The organism is Gluconobacter sp. (genome assembly GCF_047723935.1).
Taxonomy (GTDB): domain Bacteria; phylum Pseudomonadota; class Alphaproteobacteria; order Acetobacterales; family Acetobacteraceae; genus Gluconobacter.
Map to the genome: position 1 here is coordinate 143,224 of NZ_JBDOBO010000001.1, position 26,146 is coordinate 169,369.

The 26,146-nt window shown below is 57.3% G+C and carries 24 protein-coding genes; 11 read left to right on the plus strand and 13 right to left on the minus strand.

What is annotated here, in order from left to right; all coding sequences use genetic code 11:
* Positions 1 to 170 precede the first annotated feature (170 nt).
* Positions 171 to 3,095 carry an ATP-dependent DNA helicase gene (locus ABF979_RS00665; RefSeq protein WP_415557330.1) on the plus strand — a complete coding sequence of 975 codons (2,925 nt, stop codon included), beginning with the start codon at positions 171 to 173 and terminating at the stop codon, positions 3,093 to 3,095.
* A 360-nt stretch (positions 3,096 to 3,455) separates the two neighbouring features.
* Here ABF979_RS00665 and ABF979_RS00670 read toward each other — a convergent pair whose 3' ends face one another.
* The 4 genes from ABF979_RS00670 to ABF979_RS00685 form a co-directional block, all read right to left on the minus strand.
* Positions 3,456 to 6,377 (minus strand): TonB-dependent receptor domain-containing protein, encoded by a 2,922-nt coding sequence (locus ABF979_RS00670; RefSeq protein ID WP_415557331.1) that lies wholly within the window; start codon positions 6,375 to 6,377, stop codon positions 3,456 to 3,458.
* Positions 6,378 to 6,629: 252 nt separating this feature from the next.
* The gene (groL, locus tag ABF979_RS00675; RefSeq protein ID WP_415557332.1) at positions 6,630 to 8,267 is read right to left on the minus strand and encodes a chaperonin GroEL; all 1,638 of its coding nucleotides are present in this window, start codon (positions 8,265 to 8,267) and stop codon (positions 6,630 to 6,632) included.
* 51 nt (positions 8,268 to 8,318) lie between these two features.
* Complete coding sequence (locus tag ABF979_RS00680; protein ID WP_046899653.1) at positions 8,319 to 8,609, minus strand: co-chaperone GroES; 291 nt, start codon at positions 8,607 to 8,609, stop codon at positions 8,319 to 8,321.
* A 129-nt stretch (positions 8,610 to 8,738) separates the two neighbouring features.
* Positions 8,739 to 8,933, minus strand: a complete 195-nt coding sequence (locus ABF979_RS00685; protein ID WP_415557333.1) for a DUF4169 family protein — start codon at positions 8,931 to 8,933, stop codon at positions 8,739 to 8,741.
* A 42-nt stretch (positions 8,934 to 8,975) separates the two neighbouring features.
* On the opposite strand from ABF979_RS00685, the gene ABF979_RS00690 reads away from it, so the two are divergent.
* The 3 genes from ABF979_RS00690 to ABF979_RS00700 are packed head-to-tail and all read left to right on the plus strand — an operon-like array spanning position 8,976 to position 10,827.
* The gene (locus ABF979_RS00690; protein ID WP_415557334.1) at positions 8,976 to 9,689 is read left to right on the plus strand and encodes a dienelactone hydrolase family protein; all 714 of its coding nucleotides are present in this window, start codon (positions 8,976 to 8,978) and stop codon (positions 9,687 to 9,689) included.
* A gap of 8 nt (positions 9,690 to 9,697) precedes the next feature.
* Positions 9,698 to 10,438 (plus strand): SDR family oxidoreductase, encoded by a 741-nt coding sequence (locus tag ABF979_RS00695; protein WP_211496502.1) that lies wholly within the window; start codon positions 9,698 to 9,700, stop codon positions 10,436 to 10,438.
* A 2-nt stretch (positions 10,439 to 10,440) separates the two neighbouring features.
* Positions 10,441 to 10,827: a DUF2934 domain-containing protein gene (locus ABF979_RS00700; RefSeq protein WP_415557335.1), complete on the plus strand. Its 387-nt coding sequence runs from the start codon at positions 10,441 to 10,443 to the stop codon at positions 10,825 to 10,827.
* Positions 10,828 to 10,874: 47 nt separating this feature from the next.
* On the opposite strand, the gene ABF979_RS00705 is transcribed toward ABF979_RS00700, so the two are convergent.
* On the minus strand, positions 10,875 to 11,765 hold the full coding sequence (locus ABF979_RS00705; RefSeq protein ID WP_415557336.1) for an S-methyl-5'-thioadenosine phosphorylase: 891 nt from the start codon (positions 11,763 to 11,765) through the stop codon (positions 10,875 to 10,877).
* 257 nt (positions 11,766 to 12,022) lie between these two features.
* On the opposite strand from ABF979_RS00705, the gene hemF reads away from it, so the two are divergent.
* Complete coding sequence (gene hemF, locus ABF979_RS00710) at positions 12,023 to 12,940, plus strand: oxygen-dependent coproporphyrinogen oxidase (RefSeq protein ID WP_415557337.1); 918 nt, start codon at positions 12,023 to 12,025, stop codon at positions 12,938 to 12,940.
* Positions 12,940 to 14,028 carry a hypothetical protein gene (locus ABF979_RS00715; RefSeq protein ID WP_415557538.1) on the plus strand — a complete coding sequence of 363 codons (1,089 nt, stop codon included), beginning with the start codon at positions 12,940 to 12,942 and terminating at the stop codon, positions 14,026 to 14,028. The genes hemF and ABF979_RS00715 overlap by 1 nt, the downstream gene beginning before the upstream one ends.
* Before the next feature lie 4 nt (positions 14,029 to 14,032).
* Here ABF979_RS00715 and ABF979_RS00720 read toward each other — a convergent pair whose 3' ends face one another.
* On the minus strand, positions 14,033 to 14,611 hold the full coding sequence (locus tag ABF979_RS00720; RefSeq protein WP_415557338.1) for a Smr/MutS family protein: 579 nt from the start codon (positions 14,609 to 14,611) through the stop codon (positions 14,033 to 14,035).
* Between the two features lie 309 nt (positions 14,612 to 14,920).
* On the opposite strand from ABF979_RS00720, the gene ABF979_RS00725 reads away from it, so the two are divergent.
* Positions 14,921 to 15,127 (plus strand): hypothetical protein, encoded by a 207-nt coding sequence (locus tag ABF979_RS00725; protein WP_415557339.1) that lies wholly within the window; start codon positions 14,921 to 14,923, stop codon positions 15,125 to 15,127.
* A 60-nt stretch (positions 15,128 to 15,187) separates the two neighbouring features.
* On the opposite strand, the gene ABF979_RS00730 is transcribed toward ABF979_RS00725, so the two are convergent.
* From ABF979_RS00730 to ABF979_RS00745, 4 genes are all read right to left on the minus strand, one after another.
* Positions 15,188 to 16,648, minus strand: coding sequence for a cytochrome-c peroxidase (locus tag ABF979_RS00730; RefSeq protein ID WP_415557340.1), 1,461 nt, complete (start codon positions 16,646 to 16,648; stop codon positions 15,188 to 15,190).
* Between the two features lie 96 nt (positions 16,649 to 16,744).
* Entirely contained in the window at positions 16,745 to 17,575 is an 831-nt protein-coding gene (locus ABF979_RS00735) for a DNA-methyltransferase (RefSeq protein ID WP_046899662.1), read from the minus strand.
* Positions 17,572 to 18,717 carry a murein transglycosylase A gene (locus ABF979_RS00740; RefSeq protein ID WP_415557539.1) on the minus strand — a complete coding sequence of 382 codons (1,146 nt, stop codon included), beginning with the start codon at positions 18,715 to 18,717 and terminating at the stop codon, positions 17,572 to 17,574. The genes ABF979_RS00735 and ABF979_RS00740 overlap by 4 nt, the downstream gene beginning before the upstream one ends.
* 16 nt (positions 18,718 to 18,733) lie before the next feature.
* On the minus strand, positions 18,734 to 19,489 hold the full coding sequence (locus ABF979_RS00745; RefSeq protein ID WP_415557341.1) for a Tim44/TimA family putative adaptor protein: 756 nt from the start codon (positions 19,487 to 19,489) through the stop codon (positions 18,734 to 18,736).
* Positions 19,490 to 19,669: 180 nt separating this feature from the next.
* Here ABF979_RS00745 and secB point away from each other — a divergent pair, with 180 nt between their 5' ends.
* Positions 19,670 to 20,194 (plus strand): protein-export chaperone SecB, encoded by a 525-nt coding sequence (gene secB, locus ABF979_RS00750; protein ID WP_046899665.1) that lies wholly within the window; start codon positions 19,670 to 19,672, stop codon positions 20,192 to 20,194.
* 4 nt (positions 20,195 to 20,198) lie between these two features.
* Here secB and ABF979_RS00755 read toward each other — a convergent pair whose 3' ends face one another.
* Together ABF979_RS00755 and hemC are read right to left on the minus strand one after the other, a co-directional pair.
* Positions 20,199 to 20,870 (minus strand): uroporphyrinogen-III synthase, encoded by a 672-nt coding sequence (locus ABF979_RS00755; protein WP_415557342.1) that lies wholly within the window; start codon positions 20,868 to 20,870, stop codon positions 20,199 to 20,201.
* A gap of 2 nt (positions 20,871 to 20,872) precedes the next feature.
* Positions 20,873 to 21,922, minus strand: a complete 1,050-nt coding sequence (gene hemC, locus ABF979_RS00760) for a hydroxymethylbilane synthase (RefSeq protein WP_064273994.1) — start codon at positions 21,920 to 21,922, stop codon at positions 20,873 to 20,875.
* Positions 21,923 to 21,980: 58 nt separating this feature from the next.
* On the opposite strand from hemC, the gene tsaD reads away from it, so the two are divergent.
* Genes tsaD through ABF979_RS00775 form a run of 3 tightly spaced genes read left to right on the plus strand, consistent with a single transcriptional unit; the run spans position 21,981 to position 24,880 of the window.
* A complete protein-coding gene (gene tsaD / locus ABF979_RS00765) occupies positions 21,981 to 23,054 on the plus strand; it encodes a tRNA (adenosine(37)-N6)-threonylcarbamoyltransferase complex transferase subunit TsaD (protein WP_415557344.1) in 1,074 nt (357 codons plus the stop codon).
* A gap of 24 nt (positions 23,055 to 23,078) precedes the next feature.
* A complete protein-coding gene (locus tag ABF979_RS00770) occupies positions 23,079 to 23,906 on the plus strand; it encodes a 23S rRNA (adenine(2030)-N(6))-methyltransferase RlmJ (RefSeq protein ID WP_415557345.1) in 828 nt (275 codons plus the stop codon).
* Positions 23,903 to 24,880, plus strand: coding sequence for an NAD(P)H-dependent glycerol-3-phosphate dehydrogenase (locus ABF979_RS00775; RefSeq protein ID WP_415557346.1), 978 nt, complete (start codon positions 23,903 to 23,905; stop codon positions 24,878 to 24,880). Before ABF979_RS00770 ends, ABF979_RS00775 begins: the two co-directional genes overlap by 4 nt.
* Positions 24,881 to 24,888: 8 nt before the next feature.
* Here the strand turns inward: ABF979_RS00775 and ABF979_RS00780 are convergent, their stop codons facing one another.
* Positions 24,889 to 26,133: a NupC/NupG family nucleoside CNT transporter gene (locus ABF979_RS00780; RefSeq protein WP_415557347.1), complete on the minus strand. Its 1,245-nt coding sequence runs from the start codon at positions 26,131 to 26,133 to the stop codon at positions 24,889 to 24,891.
* Positions 26,134 to 26,146: the final 13 nt, after the last annotated feature.

Genomic DNA, 26,146 nt, shown 5'->3' on the forward strand with positions numbered 1-26,146 from the left:
CGGGTCAAGCAGTACGAGAGCAAACGAAGTTTCTGCACAGGCGTCAAACCATGACGAAATGTGTCAAAATCCTCCCAGCAGTGACATGACAGCATACGCAACCTCGTTCTTTCACGGTCTGTTCCTTAAAGCACTCGCTCGCTCCTATCCTTCCAGTTAGACTGACCGCAATGCCGCGCTTGCCATCTTTCCCATCTCCGTTTGACGCACCTGCTCTTGTCGCGAGACGAGGCCTGTCCTCTCTTTTGACACCCGATGGTGAGCTTCTGGATCTTCCTGCTGACGAAGTACGGGAGAAGCTGTCACAACTTCCTCCTCCGCTTCTTGTTCATGGCCCAGCAGCCCTGCGCGCCCTCGATCTTACGCCGCTGTCCCAGCCCGTCCCGTGGTTTGATCTTCTGGATCTGTTTCTGTTCGTGTGTCCCGCCACAACCGTCGCCCCCACACCGCGTGGACTGGCTATTGCACTTGGACTGACGCCACCAGAAATCACTACGGCGGACCTCCTGCCACTGCTCTGCGAGACTCTTCTCGGAAAATTAAGAGAAAAAGCCGACACTCCCGAAGGAAAGCGCCTGCGCGCTCTGTTGCTCCCACTGACGCGCGCCGGATGGATCTGGAGCGGCGAAGTCGCGGATGCCATCGGCACAGCCTCCGATCCGGGCAGTGCGCATCCTTATGATGCCGTACGCGTCTGGCGCCGCCTGCCACGCTGGGAGGAAACAGCCCCCAGACCAGCTCCCGGCAGCCAGCCCGTTTCGCCGCAGGCCGCGCGTGAAAGACTACGCCAGATACTTGGCAAGAATGCAGAAGCACGCCCCGGACAGGCCGACTTTGCATCTGTGGCCACTGCGGCTTTCGAGCCCCGGGAGACGCTCGGATCGCCCAATGTCGTACTTGCTGAAGCTGGAACAGGCACGGGGAAAACCCTTGGCTATATTGCGCCCGCAAGCCTGTGGGCTGAGCAGAATGATGGAGCCGTCTGGGTCAGCACTTACACGCGACATCTTCAAAGGCAGATCGAGCAGGAACTTCATCGTCTCTATCCCGATGAAGCAACGCTGAGACAAAAGGTCGTCGTCCGCAAAGGACGTGAGAACTACTTGTGCCTCCTGAATATGGAAGATCTGCTCAATGCCGCCACCTCTCGGGGAAATGACGGAGCGGCAGCCCTGCTTCCCCTCAGTCTTCTTGCACGATGGGCTGAAGCGAGCCGCGACGGTGATCTGATTGGTGGCGACCTCCCGGGATGGTTCGGCGATCTCTTCGGCCAGGGTACGTTGCACGGTGTGGCAGACAGGCGTGGCGAATGCATCCATGCTGCCTGCCCACATTACCAAACCTGCTTCGTGGAACATGGTATTCGTCGTGCCAGACAGGCAGATCTTGTTGTGGCCAACCATGCGCTTGTCATGTCGCAGGCGGCCTGGACTGCTCTCGCACCTCCCGGCCTCCCCGATGAAGATACGACGCCAACGCGATATGTTTTCGATGAAGGACATCACGTCCCTGAAGCAGCAGACAGCGCGTTTGCCATGGTTCTGTCAGGACTTGAAACAGCCGAACTCAGACGCTGGCTTCTGGGCGCAGAGGGGAGCCGATCCAGAGCACGAGGCCTCTTGCGGCGCCTTGATGATCTGGTTGAACGTATTCCGACAATAGACGCTCCACTTCATGCCGTGCTGCAAGCTGCCCGAGCGCTGCCAGCTCCGGGCTGGAGCGTAAGACTGAAAAACGGAATGGACGCGCCGGTTCCGCAGGAAGACGAAGCACCCGCGTTTCTTCCGCTCATGGCACCCGCGCCGGAACTGGATAACCCTGCCGAACTGTTTCTTCAGGCCCTCTACCATCAGCTTAAAGCCCGACGCACCCAAGGCCTACAACAGGACACCACATACATTTCCACCGAGTGCGATCTGCATCCCACGAATGATACAGTGCGGACGAGCGCAGAAGACTTGGCGAGAGCGTTGCGGCGCCTTCAAACCCCACTGATCCAGCTGACAAAACGGCTTGAAGCAACGGTAGAAGACGATCCGGAAATGGAAGCCCCCACGCGCCAGCGGATCGAGGCTTTCATCCGGACTTTGCATCGCCGCGCCATCAGCCGCGTTACAGGCTGGGTCGGAATGCTGGATGCCCTTCAGACGCCCCCCGAACCTGACCTGACACCCGTCCATATTGATTTCATCCGGACTGAACGTCTTCCCAGAACACGCGGGGCGCAGGGGGACCATGACGTGGGCCTCTATCGTCACTGGCTGGACCCGACAATTCCATTTGCGTCGACTATTCAGACCCCAGCTCACGGTCTGCTTTTGACATCTGCCACTTTACGCGATCAGACCGGCTCAGAAGATGGAGAAGAAAGCTGGCACGCGGCCGAGCTGCGGCTTGGGGCCACGCATTTCATGAAGCCACCAATCCGCGCTTCGCTCATGAGCCCGTTCGATTACGCCAAGCAGACACGCGCTTATGTTGTGACCGACGTTTCCGTCGAAATTGCGTCTCTTGCCCATGCATTTCGAGCACTATTCGAAGCAGCGGGTGGGGGAGCTCTTGGGCTTTTCACGGCAATCCGTCGGCTTCGCGAGGTCCATCGTCGCATTAACGAGCCGCTGGAGGCTCAGGGCTTCCCCGTATATGCCCAGCATGTTGATGCGATGGACAACGCGACACTCGTCGATGTCTTCCGCACGGAAACCCACAGTTGCTTATTGGGCACCGATGCTATGCGGGATGGTGTGGACGTTCCGGGAGAAGCATTACGCATGGTGGTGTTTGAAAAGACACCATGGCCGCGCCCGGATATCCTGCATCGCGAGAGACGCCGCCTTCTCTCTGAAGGACGACCTGGTGATTATGACGATCGCATTACCAGAATGCGCTTAAGACAGGCTTTCGGCCGCCTGATCCGGAGGGGCGACGACAGGGGTGTTTTCGTGATGCTTGATCGCCGAATGCCGTCTCGCCTGCTCTCAGCTTTCCCGAATGGTGTTGAGGTCCGCCGGCTAAGTCTAGCAGAGACCATCAGTGATATTGCGGAGTTTCTGCCCCCTCCGTTACCAACTTCTTCGAACGACAGTGTGACATAGAGAACGGCGATGTAAACTTCACCGCTTTGCTAGTGTGACCGGATAGTCAGAAGACCAGCGGTTCATGCCGCACAGGAAGTTCCAGCTCTTCTAACCAGCTGTTTCAGTGCCCGTCTTCCGAGAAGACGACGCCGTAGCCACAGCAGCTGGCACACTTCAAATTCTTCCCCCATTTTGGCCAGACAGAGCCGCCTTTTGCTGGAAGAGCAGAAGGTTGGATGCGCCCTAAACGATTTTTTCTACCACGCATTTTTGAACAAAGTACAAGCAGAAGATTCAAAGACCGCTAAAAGAAAAAACCCGCAGTCCCATAAGAAGCTGCGGGTTTTGCTTTGTCATTTGGTCAAATGACAGTCGAACTTAGAAGTCTTTGCTGATCTGCAACCAGAAATTACGTCCGATAACGAACGACGAATAGGTCGAAGCGTCGGTATTCGTTGCGCCATCAGGGAAGAATGGCGGAGCCTTGTCCGTGATATTGTTGATACCCCCCGTGAAGTTCCACGAGTTGTAGCGGTAGCCGAGGGCAATGTCCTGCTGCACCATTGCGGGTGCCTTTACACGACCATACCCATCAGACATCTGCATGAACGACGAGGTGTCGTTGTAATGCAGGCCACCGGTGTAGTTTGCCATATAAGTGAACGAAAACCGACCATGCTGCCATGTCGCGGTGGCATAATCACGCCAGCGCGGGTTGGATGTGCCGTTCGGGTAATAGATCGCGTTGGTGTAGTGATAATACGGGCCGCCCGGCGTCTGCTGCTGGGAGAAATTGACCAGATTCTGCAAGTTATTGCTAATCGTAATGGAATCCATGCTTGTCAGACGGATCCGATAGTCAAAATCCCAGTCAATACCACTTGTGTTCATAGTACCCAGGTTCTGACCTACAGCCATGACCTGCGCAATCTGTCCGTTAGCTGAGCGACTTACCAAGTTGCAAAGCGCTGTATTGGAGCCGTCGTAACAGTTGTTTAGAATATAGTTCGTTGAAAGTGAGCCAACCGTGGAACTGACATTGTAATGCCAGAACGTCACCGAGGTAGACAGGTTCGGGATCCAGCGCGGCGTCAGAACTGCACCAAATGTGTAAGTCCTGCCCGCTTCAGGGCGTAGCTTTGTATTACCACCCTGAATAGTCGCCACCTGCCCTGCACCTTGCTGTGTAAACGTGGCAGGATTCGCCACGCCTGCCCTCATGCAGCTGGCAACGACAACCGGATTAGAGGCTCCAGCGCACGGATCGAGCGATGTCTCGTAGCTCAGGGCCTGCGCACCGTAAAGCTCATTAACATTGGGCTGACGGAACGAGGTTCCGATCGTACCGCGGAAACGGATATCACGCGTCGGAGCCCAGTCGATGGAAGCCTTCCAGTTCTTGACGCCTCCAAACGTGTTGTAGGACGAATAGCGACCCTGAGCGTCAACGGTCAGATCTTTAGCGAGGAAGGCATTCTTGAGAAGCTGCGCCTTTCCTTCGAGGTAACCTTCCGTCACGTTGAAACCGCCTGACGTCACGCCCTGCGGGTTCGTCAGCGCCGTCCCTGCCTGGATTGCCGGGTCCGGTGTATAGGTCAGCTGTTCGCCGCGATGCTCCATACCCATCGCGATACCGACATCGCCACCATTAGCCCACGGCATCTTCACGACATGATCGTTATGGATACGCAGGTTAAGATCACGAAGCTGATAATGGCCATGCGTCGTGGTATTAAGGTTGGAGTACTGTGCAGCAGCGGGGGAAAGCGAGGAGAACGGGCTTCCCGCCACACAATTCGGCGTCGATGCACACAGATTGGAATTATACGTCATGCCAGAATCCGGATCGCCGAAGTTCGTCGGCTCCAGACCATAGCTGTTCAGCAGGGCCGGATAGCTGCCCATGTTGCTCTGCTGGTAGGTATACATATTTGAGCCGTACGTATACGAGATGTCGTATTTCCAGCCTTTGTAGATCACGCCCTGTGCGCCAACCTTGGCCGTTAGCGTGTCGCTGGCTGTCTGCGTCTCACGAGGGCCCCACTCATTATAGCGGCGAAGCATCTGGAGATCCTCACCCGTTGTGTTGCCTGGGTAGTTCGACGGGATGGTGAAGGACGTCGGGTAAGGCCCGGTTGCAGACAGTCCACCCTGCACAGGCTCAGCTGCCATGTTGGTCATGGAGTTCGAATGTGAGTACATCACATTCGAATAGAGCGAGAAATGTTCGTTAACGTCGTAATGCGCGTCACCATTCAGGGTGGCATCCTGAAGGTTGTTTGTCAGGGATGTGTCGCGCGCAAAATTGTAGCGCCTTGTTCCCGGAACCAGATTGCCGTTCAGATCACTCCGGTAGGCATTTTCGGCACCAAAGAACGAGCCATATGGCGAGTAGCTCGATCCAAACCGGTTCTGGGAAGGATCAGCATCATTTCCGATCTGGATGTTATTTCGTGACCAGGAACGGTTGCGCTGACGCACCCCACCTTGCGTCATGTATTGACCGAACACGGTGACGTTACCCTTGCCGTGGTCGAAGTTGAACCCCTTAAAGCCGGAAATTACGCCCTGCGGCGCATCACCATGCCCCGTGATTCCACCGCGTATCGTGATGTTGCCGGTATCCAGATCGTGACGCAGCTTAATGTTGATGACGCCTGACACCGCGTCCGCACCATAAAGCTCTGAACCACCATCCTTCAGGATTTCGACACTCGCCACCTGCTGGATGGGAACAGCATTCATATCAAAACATGACGTCTGACTGTTCAGCGTGGCGCGCTTTCCGTCGATCAGAACGAGAACGCGGTTCGTACCAAGGTTACGAATATCCGTGCAGCTGACACCACCACCACCGTTGGTGTCAGTGTTCTGCTGGCTGCTGGAGCCTACCGACGGCAGACGCTGAAAAAAATCGGAAAGTGTTGTCGCACCCGTCTGCTGGATTTGCTTAGAAGTAACGATCTGCACCGGGTTGGCGTTGGTGTTGTTTGAGGTTCCCAAAGCCGAACCGGTAACAACCACGCTCTCCTGCGTTCCAGAATCAATGGAACGAACAGCGTGAGATCGGTTGACCGCTACTGGCGCAGCAAACTGGGGAGTTGCGACTGGACCAGCCAGCGATGCCGAAGCGGTTGTTGCAGGCGTCGCAGCAGAACGCACCGGACTATGAGTCACAGTCTTGTGGCGCACATGTGAGGAGGTGTGAGTGCTTTCGGTTGCAGCATGAGCAACGCTTGAAAGCGCGCCCATACCCAGGACCGATGCGCAAAGTAACGTATTGCGACGCGATACGATCATAATGAAACGAAATCCTTCTAAAGGCAGTAACGCCGTTTAGACATTTCATTGCGAAAGTGTCACCCCAACTTCCACCGCATTAGATTGTTACGTGATGGTTTTGTAACAAGCGTTGCATAAGGGTCACATATGCGTCGGGCACATATCAAAGCAATCAAAAAAAGCCGCCCCACCCTGAGGTGAGACGGCTTTTTTCGTAATTATTCGACATATTCCCCAGCTTTTTAAAACCGGGGAATCTGAGGCGTTGGATCAGAAATCCATGTCGCCCATGCCGCCCATGCCACCTGGAGCAGCCGGAGCCTTCTTCTCAGGGCGCTCGGCAACCATGGCTTCCGTCGTGATCAGCAGACCACCAACCGAAGCGGCATCCTGCAGAGCCGTACGAACAACCTTCGTCGGATCGATGATGCCCGCGCCAACCAAGTCTTTGTACTCAGCGTTCTGAGCATCAAAGCCGAAGTTGTAGGTGTCGTTCTCGAGCACCTTGCCAGCGATCACGGCGCCGTCTTCACCAGCGTTCTCAGCGATCTGACGCAGCGGCGTCTGAAGCGCCTTGCGAACGATCTCGCCACCGATACGCTGATCGTCGTTATCGAAGGTCAGCCCCTTCAGAGCAACGGAAGCGCGGGCAAGAGCCGTACCACCACCCGGGACGATACCTTCTTCAACAGCGGCGCGGGTAGCGTGCAGGGCGTCGTCAACGCGATCCTTGCGCTCCTTTACCTCAACTTCACTGCTGCCACCGACGCGGATGACGGCAACGCCACCAGCCAGCTTTGCAAGACGCTCCTGGAGCTTCTCACGATCGTAGTCAGAGGTTGTTTCTTCAACCTGAGCGCGGATCTGGTTGCAACGACCCTTGATGTCGTCGCTGTTGCCAGCGCCTTCAACGATCGTGGTGTTTTCCTTCTCGATGTGGATCTTCTTGGCGCGACCCAGCATCTCGAGCGTGACGGATTCCAGCTTGATCCCGATGTCTTCGGAAATCACCTGCCCACCCGTCAGGATGGCGATGTCTTCCAGCATGGCCTTGCGACGGTCACCGAAGCCCGGAGCCTTGACGGCAGCGATCTTCAGGCCACCACGCAGCTTGTTCACGACCAGCGTGGCAAGTGCTTCGCCATCGACGTCTTCAGCGATGATCATCAGCGGACGGCCGGACTGCACAACGCTCTCAAGCAGCGGCAGCATCGGCTGAAGCGAAGACAGCTTCTTTTCATGGATCAGGATGTACGGCGCATCGAGATCAGCCGTCATCTTCTCCGGGTTTGTCACGAAGTACGGGGAGATGTAACCGCGATCGAACTGCATACCTTCGACAACGTCGAGTTCCGTATGCAGGCCCTTGGCTTCTTCGACCGTGATGACGCCCTCGGAGCCGACCTTCTGCATAGCAGAGGAGATCATCTCACCGATTTCACGCTCACCGTTGGAAGAGATCGTACCGACCTGAGCGATTTCCTCCGGGGAGGTCATCTTCTTGCTGTTCTTCTTCAGCTCTTCAACAACGACGAGGACAGCCTTGTCGATGCCGCGCTTCAGGTCCATCGGGTTCATGCCAGCTGCAACAGCCTTGGCACCTTCGCGGATGATTGCCTGAGCAAGAACCGTGGACGTCGTCGTGCCGTCACCAGCCAGATCGTTCGTACGGGACGCAACTTCGCGTACCATCTGAGCGCCCATGTTCTCGAACTTGTCAGCCAGTTCGATTTCCTTGGCGACAGACACACCGTCCTTGGTGATGCGCGGTGCGCCGAAGCTCTTGTCGAGAACAACGTTACGACCCTTCGGGCCTAGCGTTACCTTGACGGCATTTGCAAGAATATCAACGCCACGCAGCATACGGTCGCGGGCGTCGGCACCAAACTTAACTTCCTTGGCAGCCATGTTCTTAATCTCCTGTTGAGGTTTTTAACGAGAGGAAACGGGGATGGCTTTTCAGCCGATCACACCCATGATGTCGCTCTCTTTCATGATCAGCAGTTCTTCACCGTTGATCTTCACCTCGGTGCCGGACCACTTGCCGAACAGCACCTTGTCGCCTGCCTTGACGTCGAGAGCCACGATCTGGCCCTGCTCGTTCCGGGCGCCCGGGCCTACGGAAACGATCTCGCCTTCGGTCGGCTTGTCCTTGGCGGTGTCAGGGATGATGATGCCGCCAGCGGTCTTTTCTTCACCGGTCAGGCGACGGACTACAACGCGGTCATGCAGGGGACGAAATGTCGTCATGGATCGCTCCATTTTAGGCCGTGCCCTTCTATAAAGCGACGCGGCCGGGTTACGCGCTCAATTGCTGCAGCGCAGTTAGCACTCCCATATAGAGAGTGCCAAAAGACGTAGTGCCGTCACCCGTTTTCGTCAAGAACCATCACTCTCAACAGAAAAAATTTTCTTTCCGTCCAGCAGGGCTTCAGAGCGCCTTTTCTCCAGCATATCCGCCATTTTCCGACCTTTCGTCCTACCATAAAGACGGCGATTGGTCTCAGCCTCCTTCGCATCCTCTGCGGACTTGCGGCGTTTGCGTTCCCGACGGAGATTGATGACGTCGCTCATGGCATCTGCCTTTCCGGCGTTACAGAGACTGGACAGAAATCAATGGACCACAAGCATTCCCAAGAAAAGACCGAGGGCCGCATGATTCGCCTCAAGGCGGCAGACGGCCACGAATTCGAGGCATGGGAGACGGGCTCCCCCGAGTCCACACGCTCCATTGTCGTCGTGCAGGAAATTTTTGGCCTGACCGGACACATCAGGGACATCTGCTCTGATCTGGCTCAGCAGGGCTTCCATGTTCTGGCCCCTGCTCTCTTTGACCGCGTCAAACCCCATACGGTTCTGGCGTACAATGAAGCTGGCCTGAAGGAGGGATTGGAATTTCGAAGCGGTATCTCGCCAGATCTGATCCAGCAGGATCTGGAAGCCTGCGCTCGAAAACTGAGACAGGATGATGGTCACCGCCCAGTCGGCATTATCGGCTTCTGCTGGGGCGGCCTCATCGCCTGGCTTGCTGCGACACGGACGCACCACTTTAATGCCGCCGTGGGATGGTATGGTGGCGGTATTGCCAACCATTGTGACACAGCGCCGCACTGCCCAACGCAGCTCCATTTCGGCGGAGAAGATGCGTCTATTCCGCCAGGTGACGTTCAGAAAATTCGCGCAAGCCGGCCGGAAGTCGAGGTCTTCCTCTATGATCAGGCTGGACATGGCTTTGGATGCCCAGAACGTTCCAGCTTCAATCAGGACGCCCGTGATCTGGCCTGGAGCCGGAGCGTCGCGTTTCTGAAGCATCACATCAAGCGTGCGTGAGGCCTGACATGGAAGGCATTGCAGGAAAAATTGTCCTCATCACAGGCGGCAGCAGCGGCCTTGGTGAAGCAACCGCGCGTTATCTCGCGGCACGAGGGGCTTACGTTGCTATTGCCGCCCGGCGCCGGGATCGGCTGGACGAAATTGTCTCCGAACTCGAAGCACTTGGCCAGACTGCACGGGCCTACACACTGGACGTCACAAACCGCCAGAACGTTGCGGACGTTGTAAAAGCCGTTGAGCAGGACTTCGGACGTCTTGATGTCCTCGTGAACAATGCGGGCCTGATGGCGATCGCCCCCATGAAACGACTGATGGTCGACGAGTGGGACCGGATGATCGACATCAACATCAAAGGCGTTCTCTACGGCATTGCCGCAGCGCTACCGATCTTTGAACGTCAAAAATCGGGACATGTCATTAACCTGTCCTCGGTTGCCGGGATCAAGGTATTCGCCCCTGGAGGCAGCGTCTATTCAGGAACGAAGTTTGCCGTGCGGGCCATCAGCGATGGCCTTCGTCAGGAGGCTGGCAACGCGTTTCGCGTTACGTCCATCGAGCCGGGCGCAGTGGAAAGCGAACTCAAAACGGGCAGCGGCGACACTGAAAGTCGTCAGCATGTTGAAGCGTTCTACAAGATTGCAATTCCGGCGGAATCCGTGGCGAGAGCCATCGCTTTCGCCATCTCACAACCTGACGACGTGGACATCAACGAAATTGTTCTGCGCCCAACCCTTCAGGAGTTCTGATCATGAGCAACAACCCACTCGAAGCAGATCCAAAGCGTGACGCAGCAATCCGCCGCGAGGCCAAGTTGCTCTGGGAAGCCGATGGCAAGCCGGACGGCGGCCCTGAAGCCTATCTGGACAAAGCGACGGACCTGATTTCCATCAAGGGCGTTCCCGAGGGCACGCCTGTTGAGGATCTTCCACCGCCAGAGTTGGCAGATGTTCAGATCGAAGATCCCCGCTTACAGGAAAATCTTGGGGAATTTCCTGAACGCAGCACGGATCAGGGTGACCATCGCCATTTTCCCGTCGCGGATCGAAAAGAAGAACGCGAACTTATGGATGATCCCAGCACCGACGCCGGTCAGCCGGGCTACGCTCAAATCGACGAGAAGCAGGAAGGGCACTGATTGCCCTTCCCTTCTGCCGCCCGTTTTTACGCGGGCGGCAAGCCATTTCAGGCTTTGTTCAGAACGCGACCTGCAACGGCATCCAGCTTGGCAACAAGAGCCGGATCGCGTTTCTCAGGTGCGGTGATAATCGCGAAGTCGAGCGCACGCTCAGCGGAAAGATCCAGCGGGCGCTTCTGACCCAGAACCGGGATCACAGCCTTCACGAGACGGCGGGCATTATCCGCATTCCCCTTCATGACCTTCACCACACCTTCAACCGTCACGCTGTCATGCTCGGTGTGCCAGCAGTCATAATCCGTGACCATGGCAACCGTGGCGTAGGTCATCTCGGCTTCACGGGCGAGCTTGGCTTCCGGCATGTTGGTCATGCCAACAACCGAACAATCCCATGACCGGTAGAGCTCACTCTCCGCACGCGTCGAGAACTGTGGCCCTTCCATGACGATGTAGGTTCCACCACGCGTCACCGGAATATCGAGCTTGCGGGACTCCGCTTCCAGCACATCCAGCAGACGAGCGGACACCGGGTCCGCCATGCCGACATGAGCCACACATCCCGTCTCAAAGAAGCTTTTTTCGCGCGCGAAGCTGCGATCGATGAACTGATCGACGAGCACGAAGCGGCCCGGCGGCAGTTCTTCCTTCAAGGAACCCACGGCTGAGAGCGACAAAATGTCCGTCACGCCCGAGCGCTTGAGAGCATCAATGTTTGCGCGAAAGTTGAGACGTGACGGCGGGATCGGATGCCCACGACCATGACGCGGCAGGAAGACACACTTTACGCCCTCGAACGTTCCAAAAAGGAGTTCGTCAGACGTCTCGCCCCAGGGCGTTTCAACCCGGCGCCATTCCTTGTTTTCCAGACCGTCAATATCATAGAGGCCGGAGCCACCGATAACGCCGATAACCGGCTGAATTTCTGTTTCCGAAGACATGATTGTTCAGTCCGCCCCTGATGAACATGTTTGAGGACCGTTCAGGAACACGAGACGCGAGATCGGCGCAAGCCTCCGCTAATTCTTGTCCGAAAAAAATCACACAAGTGTTTACAAAGCGGCAAGATGCTCTCTGCCATCATCGCGCCACAGAACGGCAGCAGACATGCAGCCAGCCAACTGTTCGTCTTGAGCGCAATTTGCTAGGACACTCCGCGTAACAAGAATTCGTCCTTAGGATGGTAGGGGAGAGAAAAATGGACCAGATCAGCCCCGTTTTTGCTGAACTCGTTCGCCCGGATGTGCCTCATGATACGCTGAAGCGTGAGGCGAAGGCCTGGTTTGAATCTCTCCGGGACCGGATCTGCGCGTCCTACGAGCAACTTGAAGACGAAGCCGTTGAGGGTGGCTCGCAGGTTCTGCGAGACCGCACGGAAGCCGGCCGCTTCACTCGGACGGCATGGAGCAGACCGGAAGGCGGCGGCGGCGTCATGTCCGTTATGCGTGGACGCGTCTTCGAGAAGGTTGGCGTCAACGTCTCTACGGTGTGGGGTGAATTCTCTCCCGAATTCCGCAAGAACATTCCGGGTGCATCTGAAGACCCGCGCTTCTTTGCGACAGGCGTTTCCCTCGTTGCTCATCCCTGCAATCCGCATGTCAGTGCCGCGCATTTCAATACGCGCATGATTATCACGACAAAGGGCTGGTTCGGCGGCGGTGGCGACATTACGCCGATGTTCCCCGACAGCGCCGAAGCCCGCAGTGACGCCGACTACTTTCACAAGATGTTCGAAGCGGCCTGCAACAAACATGATCCGGAACACTATCCGCGTTTCAAGGAATGGTGTGACCGTTACTTCCATCTGCATCACCGTGACGAACCCCGCGGTCTGGGTGGCATCTTCTACGATCAGTTCTCGACCGGCAGCCTTGAAGGTGACTTCGCCTTTACGAAAGACATCGGCATGGCTTTCCACGACGCCTACCCTGCTGTTGTTCGACGTCGCATATTTACTCCATGGACGGACGCCGACCGTGACGCTCAACTGATCCGCCGCGGACGTTATGTGGAATTCAATCTGCTTCATGATCGTGGAACGCTGTTTGGCCTGAAGACGGGCGGAAACACCGAATCGATCCTGATGAGCATGCCTCCAGAAGTTCGCTGGCCGTGATGCTCCGTTCCCCGACCCGCCGTGACTGCCTGAAAGGGCTGGCCGTGCTCGGTGCCGGAAGCGCCATGCCCTCTCTGCTGGCCCGTGCTGCGGACATGCCTGACGCACATCTGCTCCTTGGTGGAACACTGGCGTCCATCCAGGGACAGTTCGGGGAACTCGCGGCGGGCGTTATCTCCCGCACGCTGGGACTGGATGCCCCCCTAGAGATCACTCCGGATATCGGTCAGGACGGAGTACGCGCTGCCAATCTTTTTGACGCTAACAGCGCCCCGGACGGAAGCACGGCCCTTATTGCACCGGGAAGTGTCCTGTTGGCCTCTCTAACGGGTGACTCTCGCGTCCACTATGATTTCGCACGGTGGATCCCCCTTCTGACGGCTCACACGACAACAGTCGTCATTGCGCGTGCAGAACTGCACAAAACGCTCCGCAGTCGCCTGAAGGGGTTTTTCCACGATCATCCGGTCCGCTTGGCTGTCTCTCGCCCAACAGGGACCGAACTCGACGCGCTGCTAGGGCTGACGTTACTGGGTCTGCGCCCTATTCCAGTGTCCGGCTTCAGCCGGACGGAAGATGCACTGGAAGCGCTCGCGAACAATCAGGTCGATGCCGTTCAGGTGCTTCCCTATACACTTGATGTCCCGGTAGAGGCCATTCTAGCCAAACTACCGCCAGGCACAGCACCGCTCTATCATACGGGCGACCTGTCAGACACCGGGTCAGACACGATCCCCAATTTTCTGGAAGCCTATCAGGAGGCCCGGCGGCGGCCACCGGAAGGAGCGCTATACCGTGCATGGCAGGCGGTCTCCGCAAGCACCTACACAGCCCTGACCGTTGCCCTTCCCATGCTCACCCCACCAGACATGGTAAAAAGCTGGAAAAAGGCCTGCTGGGACGCAGCTGTAGATCCTACCGTCCGCCACTGGGCGGAAAAGCACCATTTCATGCTGGCTGCAGGCGACAATGCGGCGCCATTCCTCTCTAGGGCAACGCCTGATATTGGCGCGATCCTTGCTCTAAGACGCTGGATTGCCATGAATACGCCGCGCTGGCGCATCGGCCAGGAAACGCGGCCGCTCTGACTTTTTACCGACGCTTTGTCCGCAGCAAAATTCGGACGGAGCCATGGTTGGCAGCATGAGGGTGGACAACGGCCAGCACCATGGGCCGGATGTCCGCTCTCTGGAGCCAGAGCGGCAGCTCCCGACGGATCAGTCCGCTCGTGGCGCCACTGCCTAGCCCTGTGACAACTTCAACGCACCGCCAGTTTCGTGCCTTGGCACGATGCATGAAGTCCAGCAGGCGCTCGAATGCTTCCTGCACAATATATCCATGCAGATCCAGCTTCGCATCGACCTTGAGCTCCCCGCGAGACAGGCGCTTCCAGCTCGTATCATCCAGACCCGGTGACCGGACTCCCACTCTAAGGTCCTGTGGTCTGTGTCGACGAAGAACGGGACGTGCCAGCAAGGCACGGAACGACAGATCCTGTTCAGCAGGCGGAGGCGCCACAAGCGGAACCCGAGCAGGCTTTACAGCTTCAACTTTCGGTACTGGCGCAGGAACGGGTTTGGGCTTGGGTCTGGAAGGATGTAGCGGCACGATGTCGCGCACGACCATGCGCCACAGGCTTTCCTCCTCCTCTTTCAGAACCCGTTTTGCCACCAAAGACCCCACCTGACCTGATTCAGTCTTGCATCCCGCAAATAACCTGCACTGCGTGTAACTGTTTCCATGCCGATCGAACAATGGAAAAGACGTAATTTCAGGCCTCTCGCAATTTTGGCATCAGGCTCTTCTTCAAAACGTTCGATCCTACAACTCTATGACTGGCCACGGTGGCACTGCTCCCTCACAGAGATCCGAACATTTCAGGCGAACAATCAATTCGGGAAGAGACCATTTTTTTGTCTGAGCTGCGCCTTGTAGAACCGTCAGCAGCGTTCCCAAGTCTTCTCATAAAGGAGACAGACCATGAGCAAACTGACCAAAGAAGAGCGAGACAGCCTACCTGACGATGACTTCGGCCTTCCTGAGAAAAGGGCCTACCCCATCGACACAAAGGCCCGGGCAAGAAATGCGAAAGCGCGTGCAACGCAGGAGCTTGAACGCGGTCTTCTGACGCAGGAAGAGAGAAATGAAATTGATCAGGCGGCAGATCGTAAATTACAGGAAGAATAATCCAGAATCAGAAACGGCCCCGAATTTCTTCGGAGCCGCTCGCTGACGTCACTGGAACATTCAGTTGGCTTGCGCGCCCCGAAGAGGAGCATCTGCCGGAACATCCTTGAGCGGAATGCCCTGATACTTTCCTGTCAGAGTTTTCAGGAAGGCCACAATGTCCGTAACATCCTGTTCTGTGATGTCATGATCCGGCGTCTCATAACGGGCCATGGCACGAACCGCAGCGTCCAGCGTCTTTGCTGATCCATCATGGAACCACGGGCCTGTCAGCTCAACGTTTCGCAGGTTGGGGACCTTGAAGCGCTCACGATCAGACGGATTGTTCGTGAAGGCAAAGCGACCGTCATCCACAGCCGTCAGCTTGGTGTGACGATCTTCGAAATACGGCCCTTCCAGACCCAGAATTTCGTAAGCGTCTCCACCGACCGCAACACCGCTATGGCAGCCCGAGCAGCCAATTGCCTTGAAGCGTTCATAGCCACGCTTTTCCTGAGCCGTAATCGCGTCTGCCTTGCCCTTCAGGTACAGGTCAAAGCGGCTGTCTGGGGTGATCAGTGTTTTTTCATATTCGGCGATCGCGTCCGTCACCGTGTTCTTGGTGATATCGTCCGAACCATAGATGGCCGTGAACTGATCAGCATATCCAGGCTCAGCACGCACACGATCGGCAACGGATGCCCAGTCATGAGATCCCATTTCCAGCGGGTTCATCACTGGGCCTGCAGCCTGCTCAGCCAGATCCTTGGCACGACCGTTCCAGAACTGACCGATATTGAAGACGGAATTGTAAACCGTCGGTACGTTAATCGGGCCGGTCTGACCATTAATGCCGGTCGCCGTGGTCTGATTATCCACACCGCCCTTGTTCAGGCCATGGCAGCTTGCACAGTTGAGCTGGCCATTGCCTGAAAGCTGCTTATCGAAGAACAGGGTCCGGCCCAGTTCAGCCTTTTTCCAGTCTACGGCAATTGTTTCCGGGATCGGCTGAAGGACTTCGCCACGGAATCCTGGCGCCACATCAGAGCTGGCGTAATAGCGCTCACGCTGATCACGTACCCACTTCAGAATGTCCGCACGCTGTTTCTCGTCCAGATGAGCATGGGGGTGCATCGTCAGGTAAGCCGCAGGTGGCATACGGTTCTGAACAATCACTTCCTCAATACGGGAAAGCTGTTCGACCGATGGCGGCTTGCCCTGCTGGAACGCTTCAATGATCGGCGCAAACTCAAAATGACGCTGCCCCTGCTCCAGATCACGGCTCATAATCTGATTGGCGAGCGGGAGTTTGAAGTAGAATGGCAGATCAGCATTGCGCGTGTGGCAGTAGTCACAACGGACTTCCTGAAACGCTGCAAACGCTGTCATGGCGATAGGGTCATGCCGTGTGGGGCTGCTCGCGGGAAGCTGCGGCGCACCAGCATGATCGAAATGCTCAAGATAGGTGACTGTTCCGCCCCAGGCGACAACGCCCAGTGCCACCAGACCGGCAATTCCTTTGGTAATTGTGCTGCGACGCACCGCAAATCTCCTCACTGTCACGAGAATGTGAGGTTTGGAGATTGTAACACAAGAAGTCAAAACGATTGATCCTGTCAGACCTACAGGTCTGACCGATCATTCGTCTTCCCAGTCTTCCTCCCGGGTCCCAATCGCAGCCCTGAGGCGCTTACGGGCAATGTTGACGTAACGTGTGTCTTTTTCCACGCCAATGCCGGACAACCCCTTGCGTTCCGCCGCAATCAGGCTGGTCCCTACCCCCATGAACGGGTCCAGCAACACCCCGCCTGGCTTGGCGCCATGCAACCGCAGACAGGCTTCCGGCAACGCGATTGGAAACGTCCCGGGATGGCTGAATTTTTCTTTTCGGCTTCGCACGGTCTCATAGGGAATGAACCACGTGTCCCCACGGCATCGACGATCCATCTCATGCTGTCGGCGCGAGATATTGCTCTTGTCCGTAAATGGAACGCCAGCATCCAACCGGGCAACTTTGACGTCCCCCTTTTTCGTCAGATGGAAAATATGCTCGTGATTACGGTTAACAAAGCGGGGTGAATTCAGCGGCTTGAAATGCCCATAAGTAATTTCACCCACCGAAATCGACTTGATCCAGGTGATATGGTTCTGAAGCACAAAAAGCTTCCGCAACCGGGACATCAGTTCGAACGGCAGCCAGGGCTGTGAAGATGATCCAGCAATATTCAGAAAGAACGATCCATCGTCCTTCATGATCCGTTTCACACTGGCGCAGACGTCTTCCATCCAGTCCAGATAGGCATCTTCCGGCAACTGGTCCTGGTAGGTCCGATATTCGATCCCGAGATTATAGGGAGGAGACGTCACCACGACATCCACCGTCTGCGACGACATGCGCCGCAGAACTGTGGTGCAGTCTCCCCGGATCAGCGTATGGGCGCCGAGTGTTTCCCGGCGGCTCCGGATCATGGGGTGGGCGAATCCGCTGGAGGACGCGGCAACAGAATGACCATTCGGCCATTTTCATGCAGATTGCCGGCAACATACTGGGCAAAAGCACCCCATCCGGTGAAAAGATCGGCACGTCCCGCCCCCTTGATATCGGTTCCGATATCCTGAGCGAACACGAGGTGCTGCCAAGGCGCTGGCTGGCCCTTTGCATCCGGAAGCTTTGTCTCAACCCAGAGCGGGGTCGCAAACGGGACGATCGATCGGTCAATCGCAACGGATCGCCCAGCAGTCAGCGGCACACCGAATGCTCCTGTCGCGCCCTGTGCCAGACTTCCCGTATCTTTGCGGAAGAAAACGTAATTCGGGTTACGCTCCATCATCGTCATCATGCGATCCGGATGCGCCTCCAGCCATGCACGGATGCTTTCCATACTGACAGCAGAGGGAGCCAACTCGTTATCCTGAACCAGCACACGCCCAAGCGGCACATAAGGCTGGCCATTCTTGCCGTCATAACCAGCCCGGATCTGCGATCCGTCTGGCAGGATCAGGCGACCGGAGCCCTGAATTTGCAGAAAAAACAGGTCCACAGGGCTTTTTAGCCATGCGATTTCCAACCCGCGCCCCGCCAGAGCACCACCGTCAATCTGGGCACGATCGTAATATGGCTTGAACTGACCATTCTCCCAACGTCCCGTGACCATCTGACCGTTGGTTGCTTTGGCACGAACCAGATCTGTCGGGCGCCCATACAGAGGCGTCTGATATGGCCCCTCGTGCGTCAGAGATGCCTCAATCTGGGGTTCAAAATACCCGGTGTAAAACGCTTTGGTATCGGTCTCGTAGGGCTGGAACCATGTCTGCAGGTAAGATTTGGCATCCGCAGCACTCTCCAGTCCAGCGCACGCACCAGACCAGTCTCCAACCTGGCGACCATACGGAAGGGTCTCAGCCCCCCCGAGAGGCGTTTCAGGCGGCAATTGCGTCAGCCGACGGCACTCTTGCCGCAGAACAGGCAGGAGCGAAGCGAAATCCTCCCGATCCCACCCCGCGAGTGCATCGAAGCCTACAGGCGTCAATGAAACAGAAGATGACGGTTCATTCGACGTGGTGCACCCGGCCAACATGGCCAGGGCAGCCAGACTCAGCAGCTTTTTCATAATGGACGAACTATTTTCAGGCTGGGCGCGATGCCGCAAGACGCCACCGCGCGTCCGACGTCCCGAACTGACGTTCAAACAGCCAGAGATCATGGAATTCCGTCACGGCATCCGTGCCCTGTACAGGGTCTCCGTTGCGATCCGTCAGCATATTAACCTGACGGGACACAATTTGAACTTCGATTCGACCGATCTGGGCAGCCCCATCGTCGATGGGAAGCATCGCATCCAGAATGGCCATGCTTTCGATACCGCGCAGATCGCTGCGCTGTGTTTCGCCGGCTTCAGCACGCGCGTTGATCGCGGAGAGAAAGGCGTCTTCAGTCTCCGGGGTCATCAGACCTGACAGAGCCGCGCGGTCCCCTGCAGCGAAAGCCGGAACAATCTGGCGGAACGTGTTTTCAGCATCCTTGAGAAAAGCCTGAGGCGTAAAACCCGCATCAAGCTGGGTCATACGACCCAGTACGCTGCCCACCCGGGTTGCCGGAGCGGGAATGTCGTATTCGACCTGCGCCACGACAGTTTCCTCACCCCGCTGGCTTGCACCAGGCAGCGGTGGAGGCGTCGGACGCGCGGAAGCCTGCCCACCGGCGGCGAAAACCGGCGGACGCTCCTGACGCACACCCTGCATGCCAATGCGACGCCCCAGCACGCGGTACAGGCGAAAGCCCAAGGCAATCGCCAGAATTGCCAGCACCACTATGTCCCATGGGAACGCGTGGCCGGAATGGCCCATCAGAGCGGAGGGAAGATGAATGTCGTCAGAAGACATGAAGATTATGTTTCACACAGATCGTTGGAATTTCCGTTGTCTTACAGATAGGGCGACAGCGGACCAATCTCAACCTTCCGCATGCAGGAACCCCGTCTTGGCGCGCATGACACATCATGCTACCGCCACTGTATCGCAATCGTTCCATCGCTATCCGCCTCGCGGATCCGGAGACCGTACATGTCCGAGAATACCACCGACAACACTGCACAGAACATGGAAGGCGCTCCGCCGCAGATGCCGCTTGCCGTCAATCTGCAGTACACGAAGGACCTGTCCTTTGAAGTCCCGGCTGGCGCTTCCATTTTCGCTACCCTGCGCGCTGCACCGCAGATCTCCGTGAACATCGATGTTCAGGCAAATCGCCTGGAAGAAGAGCAGCCGGTTTATGAAGTTGCCCTGGCCGTCCGCGCCGAAGCTGCTGAACCCGCAGCAGAAGAAGGTGGCAAGGCTGGCCGCACGGTGTTCATTGCCGAGCTGACCTATGCTGCCATCGTGACTCTCGGCAACGCTCCGCAGGAACTCGTCGAGCCGATCCTGCTGGTTGAAGTGCCGCGCCTGATCTTCCCGTATGTGCGTTCCATCATCAGCGACGTCACCCGTGACGGTGGCTTCCCGCCGGTGGTTCTGCAGCCGATCGACTTCGTTGCTCTGTGGCAGGCCAAGCGCGCCCAGCAGTTCCCGGAGCCAGCTGGCGAAGCCTGATCCTTCAGGTGACGAAAGGCCCGAGCCGTTCCAGTGGATCGGGCCACTCCACTGCACGCCAGTCCTTTTCGGTCAGGCGTGCAGCGATGGCCTCTGACAGACAGAGCGCTCTCACACCGGACAGAGCATTTCGCTCCGGCGCACCCAAAGCCTCCATGAAGGCTTCAGCCGTTTTTCCGGAATAAAGAACAACCCCTTCGACACGGTCGCTCAACAAAGCGTCTCGCGCAACATCCGTAAGAGCTTGCCTCTTCGTCACTGCGTATACGTCGATGCGCCTGGCCCCCAACGCCACTGCCAGATCGAGGCCGTAACCCTTGCCACATGCCAGCATAAGGGACTGTCCCGTCAGGTTATGACGACGGCAGAACTCCAAAAGGGCTTCAGCGTCGCCATCTGCGGCATGAACATTGGAAAAGCCCATAGTGCGAGCATGTTCAGCCGTTTTTGCTCCTACCGTGACCATCAAACGGTCTCGCGGCCAATTTTTGAGAGCGGCCAGCGCATTGGCGCTTGTCAGGGCTACAGCTACGCAGTCAGTCACGGCTATGGGTTCGTAGGTCTGAATTTCCAGCATCGGGCAGGCAATCGCCTCCCAACCCTGACGCCGAAGGGCCTCCGAGGTAGAGGCCAGACCCGGCTCAGGACGCGTGACCAGAACAGCGCGCCGCGCCATGATCAGGCGCGTGTCATCTCGGCAAAAATTGCAGCAGGCGTATTGCGGCGCAGCTCGTCTGCCAGTTCCGTTCCCATCCTGGCGGCCTCAAGTGGCGCACCAGTGATTTCACGGCGGATCAGGAACGTTCCGTCTTCGCTCGCAACCATACCTGTCAGCTTCAGTACGCCAGCCTCAATTCTGGCATATCCGCCAATTGGCGTTCGGCAGGACCCGTCAAGCTCGGCCAGCAAAGCACGCTCAGCAGTTGAAACAGCCCGGGCTTCCGGGTCTTCGATGGCAGACAGAAGCTCACGCAGCTCCGTGTCACTCTCGCGCACCGTTACGCCAACGATACCCTGCCCTGCGGCTGGCAGCATCTGGTCTGGCTCAAGAACGATATCAACACGGTCTTCCATCCCGAGACGCCGTAGTCCCGCAAGGGCTAGAAGCGTGGCATCACAAGCCCCCGCCTGCAACTTGTCGAGACGCGTCTGAACGTTGCCGCGCAGCAGCCCAAATCGGAGATCCGGGCGACGGCTCAGCATCTGCGCCTGTCGACGGACGGACGCACAACCGATCAAGGCACCCTCTGGCAGAGAGGCATACGGATCAGCTGGGTCAACTTTGGTGGACCGGTCACGCAGGATAATGGCATCACGGGCGTCTTCACGCTTCAGCGTGCACGCAAGGACAAGGCCGGGAGGAAGATTGGTTTCGAGATCCTTGAGGCTATGAACTGCAAAGTCGATCCGGCCCGCTACAAGAGCTTCGTGGATTTCCTTGGCAAACAGGCCCTTGCCACCAATTTCCGCCAGACGCTGGCTGAGGTTACGATCACCTTCAGTGCTGATCTGATGTTCCTGGAATGCTCCCATGTCACGCAGGACCGGACAAAAACGGGTCAGACGTGTCAGGAACGTCCGCGTTTGCCACAGCGCCAGCGGTGACGCGCGCGAGCCCACTCTAAGTGGGAGTTTGCGCTGGCCGGACGGGCTGGCGGCATGAGATCGGCGGACGGCTTCCGCCGCGACCTTTTGAAGGGCGTCGGAAGACAGGACGGAAGCATTCATGGACCGCACCTGTAGCCCATTCAGGCGGGGCTGTCATGATATGAGAGACTCGGTCATAATGCATGCCATGTCTGACCCTGCTGCATCCCGCCCCCTTCTGGCGATCGAAACGTCCTGCGACGATACCGCCTGCGCTATTCTGGCCTATGATGGCACCATTCTCGCTGAGGGTGTTCTTTCCCAGAACGATCACGCCATTCTTGGTGGTGTCGTACCGGAAATTGCAGCACGAGCTCATCTTGATGCCCTGCCTGCTCTTGTCCAGTCCGTGCTCAACAAGGCCTCCCTCACTTTGCAGGACATTGATACCTTCGCAGGAACGACTGGCCCAGGCCTGATTGGTGGGCTGATTGTGGGCAGTTCCTATGCAAAAGGGCTGGCTCTCGCACTGGGGCGACCTTTCATCGCGGTCAATCACATCGAAGGGCACGTCCTGACGGCTCGCCTGCCGTCTCTTGAGGCCGGTCTTCAGTTTCCCTTCTTGACGATGCTGGTCTCAGGCGGTCACTGCCAGTGCATTTCCGTGGAACAGACAGGCCAGTACGTGCGCCTTGGGGGCACCATTGATGACGCCGCCGGCGAGGCCTTCGACAAAGTTGCCAAAATGCTTGGTCTTGGCTGGCCGGGAGGGCCTGCTCTTGAAAAACTGGCACAGGAAGGCCACGCTGATGCTTTTGCACTTCCCCGCCCGCTTAAAGGGCGCGACGGCTGCGATTTTTCTTTTTCTGGCCTGAAAACAGCCGTCAGCCGCCTGATCGAGCCCTTGGGATCAGGCGCTCTTCCGCGCCAGTTTGCTGCCGACGTTGCCGCATCTTTTCAGCAGGCTGTGGCAGATGTCATGGCAGACCGTGCGGAACATGCAATTGCAATGGCACCTCACACGACAGCACTCGTCGTCGCAGGCGGTGTGGCTGCGAACCGGCCCCTTCGCGGTACGCTGGAGACTGTCGCAGAGCGCCACGGTATCCCATTTATCGCTCCTCCGCTTCGCCTCTGCACGGATAACGCTGTCATGATCGGCTGGGCAGCCCTTGAGCGCCTACATGCGGGTGAGCATCCCAACGAAATAGATGTCGCAGCCCGTCCCCGCTGGCCTCTTGCGGAACGTCATCCCGCTCATAGCCCTTCCTGATTCCATAGCCGGAACCTGTCTCCCGTGAACTACAGACACGCCTACCACGCCGGAAATTTTGCGGATTGCATGAAACACGCGATCCTTCTGGTGCTTCTGAAGTCCCTCGCGCGCAAACCTGCGGGATTTTGTGTTCTCGATACACATGCAGGCTGCGGACAGTATGACCTGTCTTCTGAGGAAGCCCAGAAAACCGGCGAATGGAAAAGCGGGATCGGCCAACTTCTGGACTCGGAAGATCCCGCTCTTCAGGATTATCTGTCCGCCGTGCGCGATCTCGGTCTTTATCCGGGATCACCGGCCCTCGCTCGCCACGCGCTGCGCCCCCAGGACCAGCTTGTGGCCTGCGAACTTCACCCTGAAGATGTTCGCCCGTTACGTCGCCTTTTCCGTGATGATCCGCAGGTCTCCATTCATCATCGCAACGGTTACGAAGCTCTGCGCGCGCTTCTCCCCCCGAAAGATCTGAAGCGTGGTCTGGTTCTGATTGATCCGCCATTTGAGAAGCTGGACGACTTTACGCAATGTGCTGAGGCGATCTCGCTGATCCGCAATCGCTTTCGCGCAGGCATTGTCGCGGTTTGGTATCCCATCAAGCACCGCACCCCGGTTCGGGCATTTTACAACACCCTGAAGGATGCAGGCATTCGCGATATTCTTGCGTGTGAATTTCTTCTGCGCCCGGCGTTGGACCCGTCTCGCCTGAATGGATGCGGAATGCTGGTCGTGAATGCTCCTTTCGGATTTGAAGAGGATGCCGCTCGTGTCCTGAATGCGTTGAAGCAGGGGCTTGCGACGGATAACCCGGAAGACGACATGCAGGTGCATATCGAACGTCTGGTAGAGGAATGAACATGAACGGGCGCCATATCGCAGTCATCGGCGCAGGCGCCTGGGGAACGGCTCTCGCATGTGCCGCGGCTCGTACTGGAGCACGCGTTACACTCTGGATGCGAACTCCAGTTCCTGCTGGCGTCCGGGAGCTTCCTCGCTTGCCCGGGATCCAGCTTCCTGACGCGGTCACCGTTACAGGCGTTTTCCCAACACATGCGGACGTTGTGCTTCTGGTTGTGCCTGTTCAGACTGCCCGCTCCGTATCCGTCGCACTGGAAGGTGTTCTCGCTCCAGGTGTGCCGGTCGTGACGTGCTGTAAGGGCCTGGAACAGGCGACCTCGCTTCTGCCGCTTACCGTACTCGCCGAAACGATGCCTGATCGGCCAACTGCCGTTCTTTCCGGGCCAAACTTCGCCATTGAAATTGCAAAAGGCCTTCCGGCAGCAGCGACGTTGGCCAGCACGGATCTGACGCTGGCAAAACATCTCACCAGTATCCTCAACTCGTCATCGTTTCGCCTCTATGCCAGTGACGACATTGCTGGTGTGCAGCTTGCCGGATCAGCAAAAAACGTTGTGGCGATCGGCGCGGGTATCGTGATCGGAGCAGGCCTGGGCGAAAATGGCCGGGCGGCCCTTATCACCCGGGCTGTCGCAGAGATTGCGCGCCTGGCCGAAGCGTTGGGCGGACGTGCTGCCACTCTGGCGGGCCTATCTGGCGTTGGAGACCTGATCCTGACCTGTACCGGGCGGGGCTCACGGAACTACAGTCTCGGTATCGAGCTCGGAGAGGGTCGCCCCCTGTCAGAAATCCTCGCTTCCCGTACAACGGTTGCTGAGGGCGTTTTGACGGCGCCAGCGCTCGTGGCTCTCGCTCACAAGATGGGCGTGCACGTCCCGATCCTTGAGACGATCACCCATCTGCTTTCAGAAAAACTTACACTGGAAGAAGCCAGAACGCTGCTGCTGGACCGACCTCCGACGCTGGAATAATCGGCTTTTCAGACGAACAGCCCGGCGATCACAGCGCTCATGGCGTTGGAAAGTGTACCGGCCGCCACGGCACGAACCGCCAGCTTCGAAACATCCGTCCGCCTGCGCGGCTCCGCACTCCCAAACGCACCAATCAAAATGCCGATGGTAGAAATATTCGCAAATCCACACAGTGCGAAAGACAGGATCGTGATGGTTCGGTGCGATAGGACATGCGCGTGAATCATGGGAGAAAGATTTACGTAGGCGACGAACTCGTTGAATGCGATTTTCTGGCCGAGCAATCCACCCGCCACCACACACTCAGACCACGGCACGCCGATAAGCCACGCGAAGGGCGCAAAAACGTAACCGAGGATTTGCGCGAGAGACAGCCCGACCATCGCCAGAAGACCATCTGTCAGGGCAATAATGCCAACAAAGGCGATCAGAACCGCCCCGACTGCAACCGCGATCTTGGCACCATTCATGGCACCTTCGGCCAAAGCCTCAAACATGCTGTGATGGCCATGATCGGCCCCTGCAATTTCCGTGCTGACATGCCTCGGGCCGGGGAACAGAACACGTGAAAACAGCAGGCCGCCCGGAATGGCCATTGCAGATGCAGCGAGTAGGTTCTCCATCGGAACCCCTAGCGACGCATAACCTGCCAGAACCGAGCCTGCGATGGATGACGTCCCGCTGCACAGAACCGTCGCTAGCTCTCCAATAGAGAGACCGGCCAAGCAGGTCTGGAGCGCAATCGGCATTTCACTCTGACCAAGGAAAATGGTCAGCACGGCTGAAAAAGATTCCAACTGCGTGGTGCCAAGAATTTTCGCGAGAGCGCCACCGATGATGCGCGACAGGAACTGAAGCACACCCCAGTGCTGCATCAGCCCCAGAAGCGCTGCGACATACACGATTTCAGGCAGAACCTTGAGGGCGAAGATAAATCCTCCGTCCCCGAAAACCGTGTCCATTTTCGGCCCTACAAGACCACCGAAAAGGAAGGCACTTCCCTGATCCCCATAAGACAGGACCTTCGTCACGGCGCCGGAAATCATGTGGAGCCCATGTGCCCCGGCGGGAATCCAGAGAATTACGGCTGCGATAGCCACCTGAAGGGCTAAGGCACGCGCAACCAGTTTCCAGTCGATCGCCCGCCAATTCGTGGAAAATAACGCGCCAAGACAGAGAAGACCGGCCATGCCGATCAGGACGCGCAGGATCACGAAGGCAAGCTCCCTTTCAAAAACAGAACGGTTGCACAACCTGTCTGCATGA

Excerpts from the sequence above, each read along its gene's own strand:
- ABF979_RS00665 (WP_415557330.1), top strand. The coding sequence starts at position 171 with ATGCCGCGCTTGCCATCTTTCCCATCTCCGTTTGACGCACCTGCTCTT.
- ABF979_RS00670 (WP_415557331.1), bottom strand. The coding sequence starts at position 6,377 with ATGATCGTATCGCGTCGCAATACGTTACTTTGCGCATCGGTCCTGGGT.
- groL (WP_415557332.1), bottom strand. The coding sequence starts at position 8,267 with ATGGCTGCCAAGGAAGTTAAGTTTGGTGCCGACGCCCGCGACCGTATG.
- ABF979_RS00680 (WP_046899653.1), bottom strand. The coding sequence starts at position 8,609 with ATGACGACATTTCGTCCCCTGCATGACCGCGTTGTAGTCCGTCGCCTG.
- ABF979_RS00685 (WP_415557333.1), bottom strand. The coding sequence starts at position 8,933 with ATGAGCGACGTCATCAATCTCCGTCGGGAACGCAAACGCCGCAAGTCC.
- ABF979_RS00690 (WP_415557334.1), top strand. The coding sequence starts at position 8,976 with ATGGACCACAAGCATTCCCAAGAAAAGACCGAGGGCCGCATGATTCGC.
- ABF979_RS00695 (WP_211496502.1), top strand. The coding sequence starts at position 9,698 with ATGGAAGGCATTGCAGGAAAAATTGTCCTCATCACAGGCGGCAGCAGC.
- ABF979_RS00700 (WP_415557335.1), top strand. The coding sequence starts at position 10,441 with ATGAGCAACAACCCACTCGAAGCAGATCCAAAGCGTGACGCAGCAATC.
- ABF979_RS00705 (WP_415557336.1), bottom strand. The coding sequence starts at position 11,765 with ATGTCTTCGGAAACAGAAATTCAGCCGGTTATCGGCGTTATCGGTGGC.
- hemF (WP_415557337.1), top strand. The coding sequence starts at position 12,023 with ATGGACCAGATCAGCCCCGTTTTTGCTGAACTCGTTCGCCCGGATGTG.
- ABF979_RS00715 (WP_415557538.1), top strand. The coding sequence starts at position 12,940 with ATGCTCCGTTCCCCGACCCGCCGTGACTGCCTGAAAGGGCTGGCCGTG.
- ABF979_RS00725 (WP_415557339.1), top strand. The coding sequence starts at position 14,921 with ATGAGCAAACTGACCAAAGAAGAGCGAGACAGCCTACCTGACGATGAC.
- ABF979_RS00735 (WP_046899662.1), bottom strand. The coding sequence starts at position 17,575 with ATGATCCGGAGCCGCCGGGAAACACTCGGCGCCCATACGCTGATCCGG.
- ABF979_RS00740 (WP_415557539.1), bottom strand. The coding sequence starts at position 18,717 with ATGAAAAAGCTGCTGAGTCTGGCTGCCCTGGCCATGTTGGCCGGGTGC.
- ABF979_RS00745 (WP_415557341.1), bottom strand. The coding sequence starts at position 19,489 with ATGTCTTCTGACGACATTCATCTTCCCTCCGCTCTGATGGGCCATTCC.
- secB (WP_046899665.1), top strand. The coding sequence starts at position 19,670 with ATGTCCGAGAATACCACCGACAACACTGCACAGAACATGGAAGGCGCT.
- ABF979_RS00755 (WP_415557342.1), bottom strand. The coding sequence starts at position 20,870 with ATGGCGCGGCGCGCTGTTCTGGTCACGCGTCCTGAGCCGGGTCTGGCC.
- hemC (WP_064273994.1), bottom strand. The coding sequence starts at position 21,922 with ATGAATGCTTCCGTCCTGTCTTCCGACGCCCTTCAAAAGGTCGCGGCG.
- tsaD (WP_415557344.1), top strand. The coding sequence starts at position 21,981 with ATGCATGCCATGTCTGACCCTGCTGCATCCCGCCCCCTTCTGGCGATC.
- ABF979_RS00775 (WP_415557346.1), top strand. The coding sequence starts at position 23,903 with ATGAACATGAACGGGCGCCATATCGCAGTCATCGGCGCAGGCGCCTGG.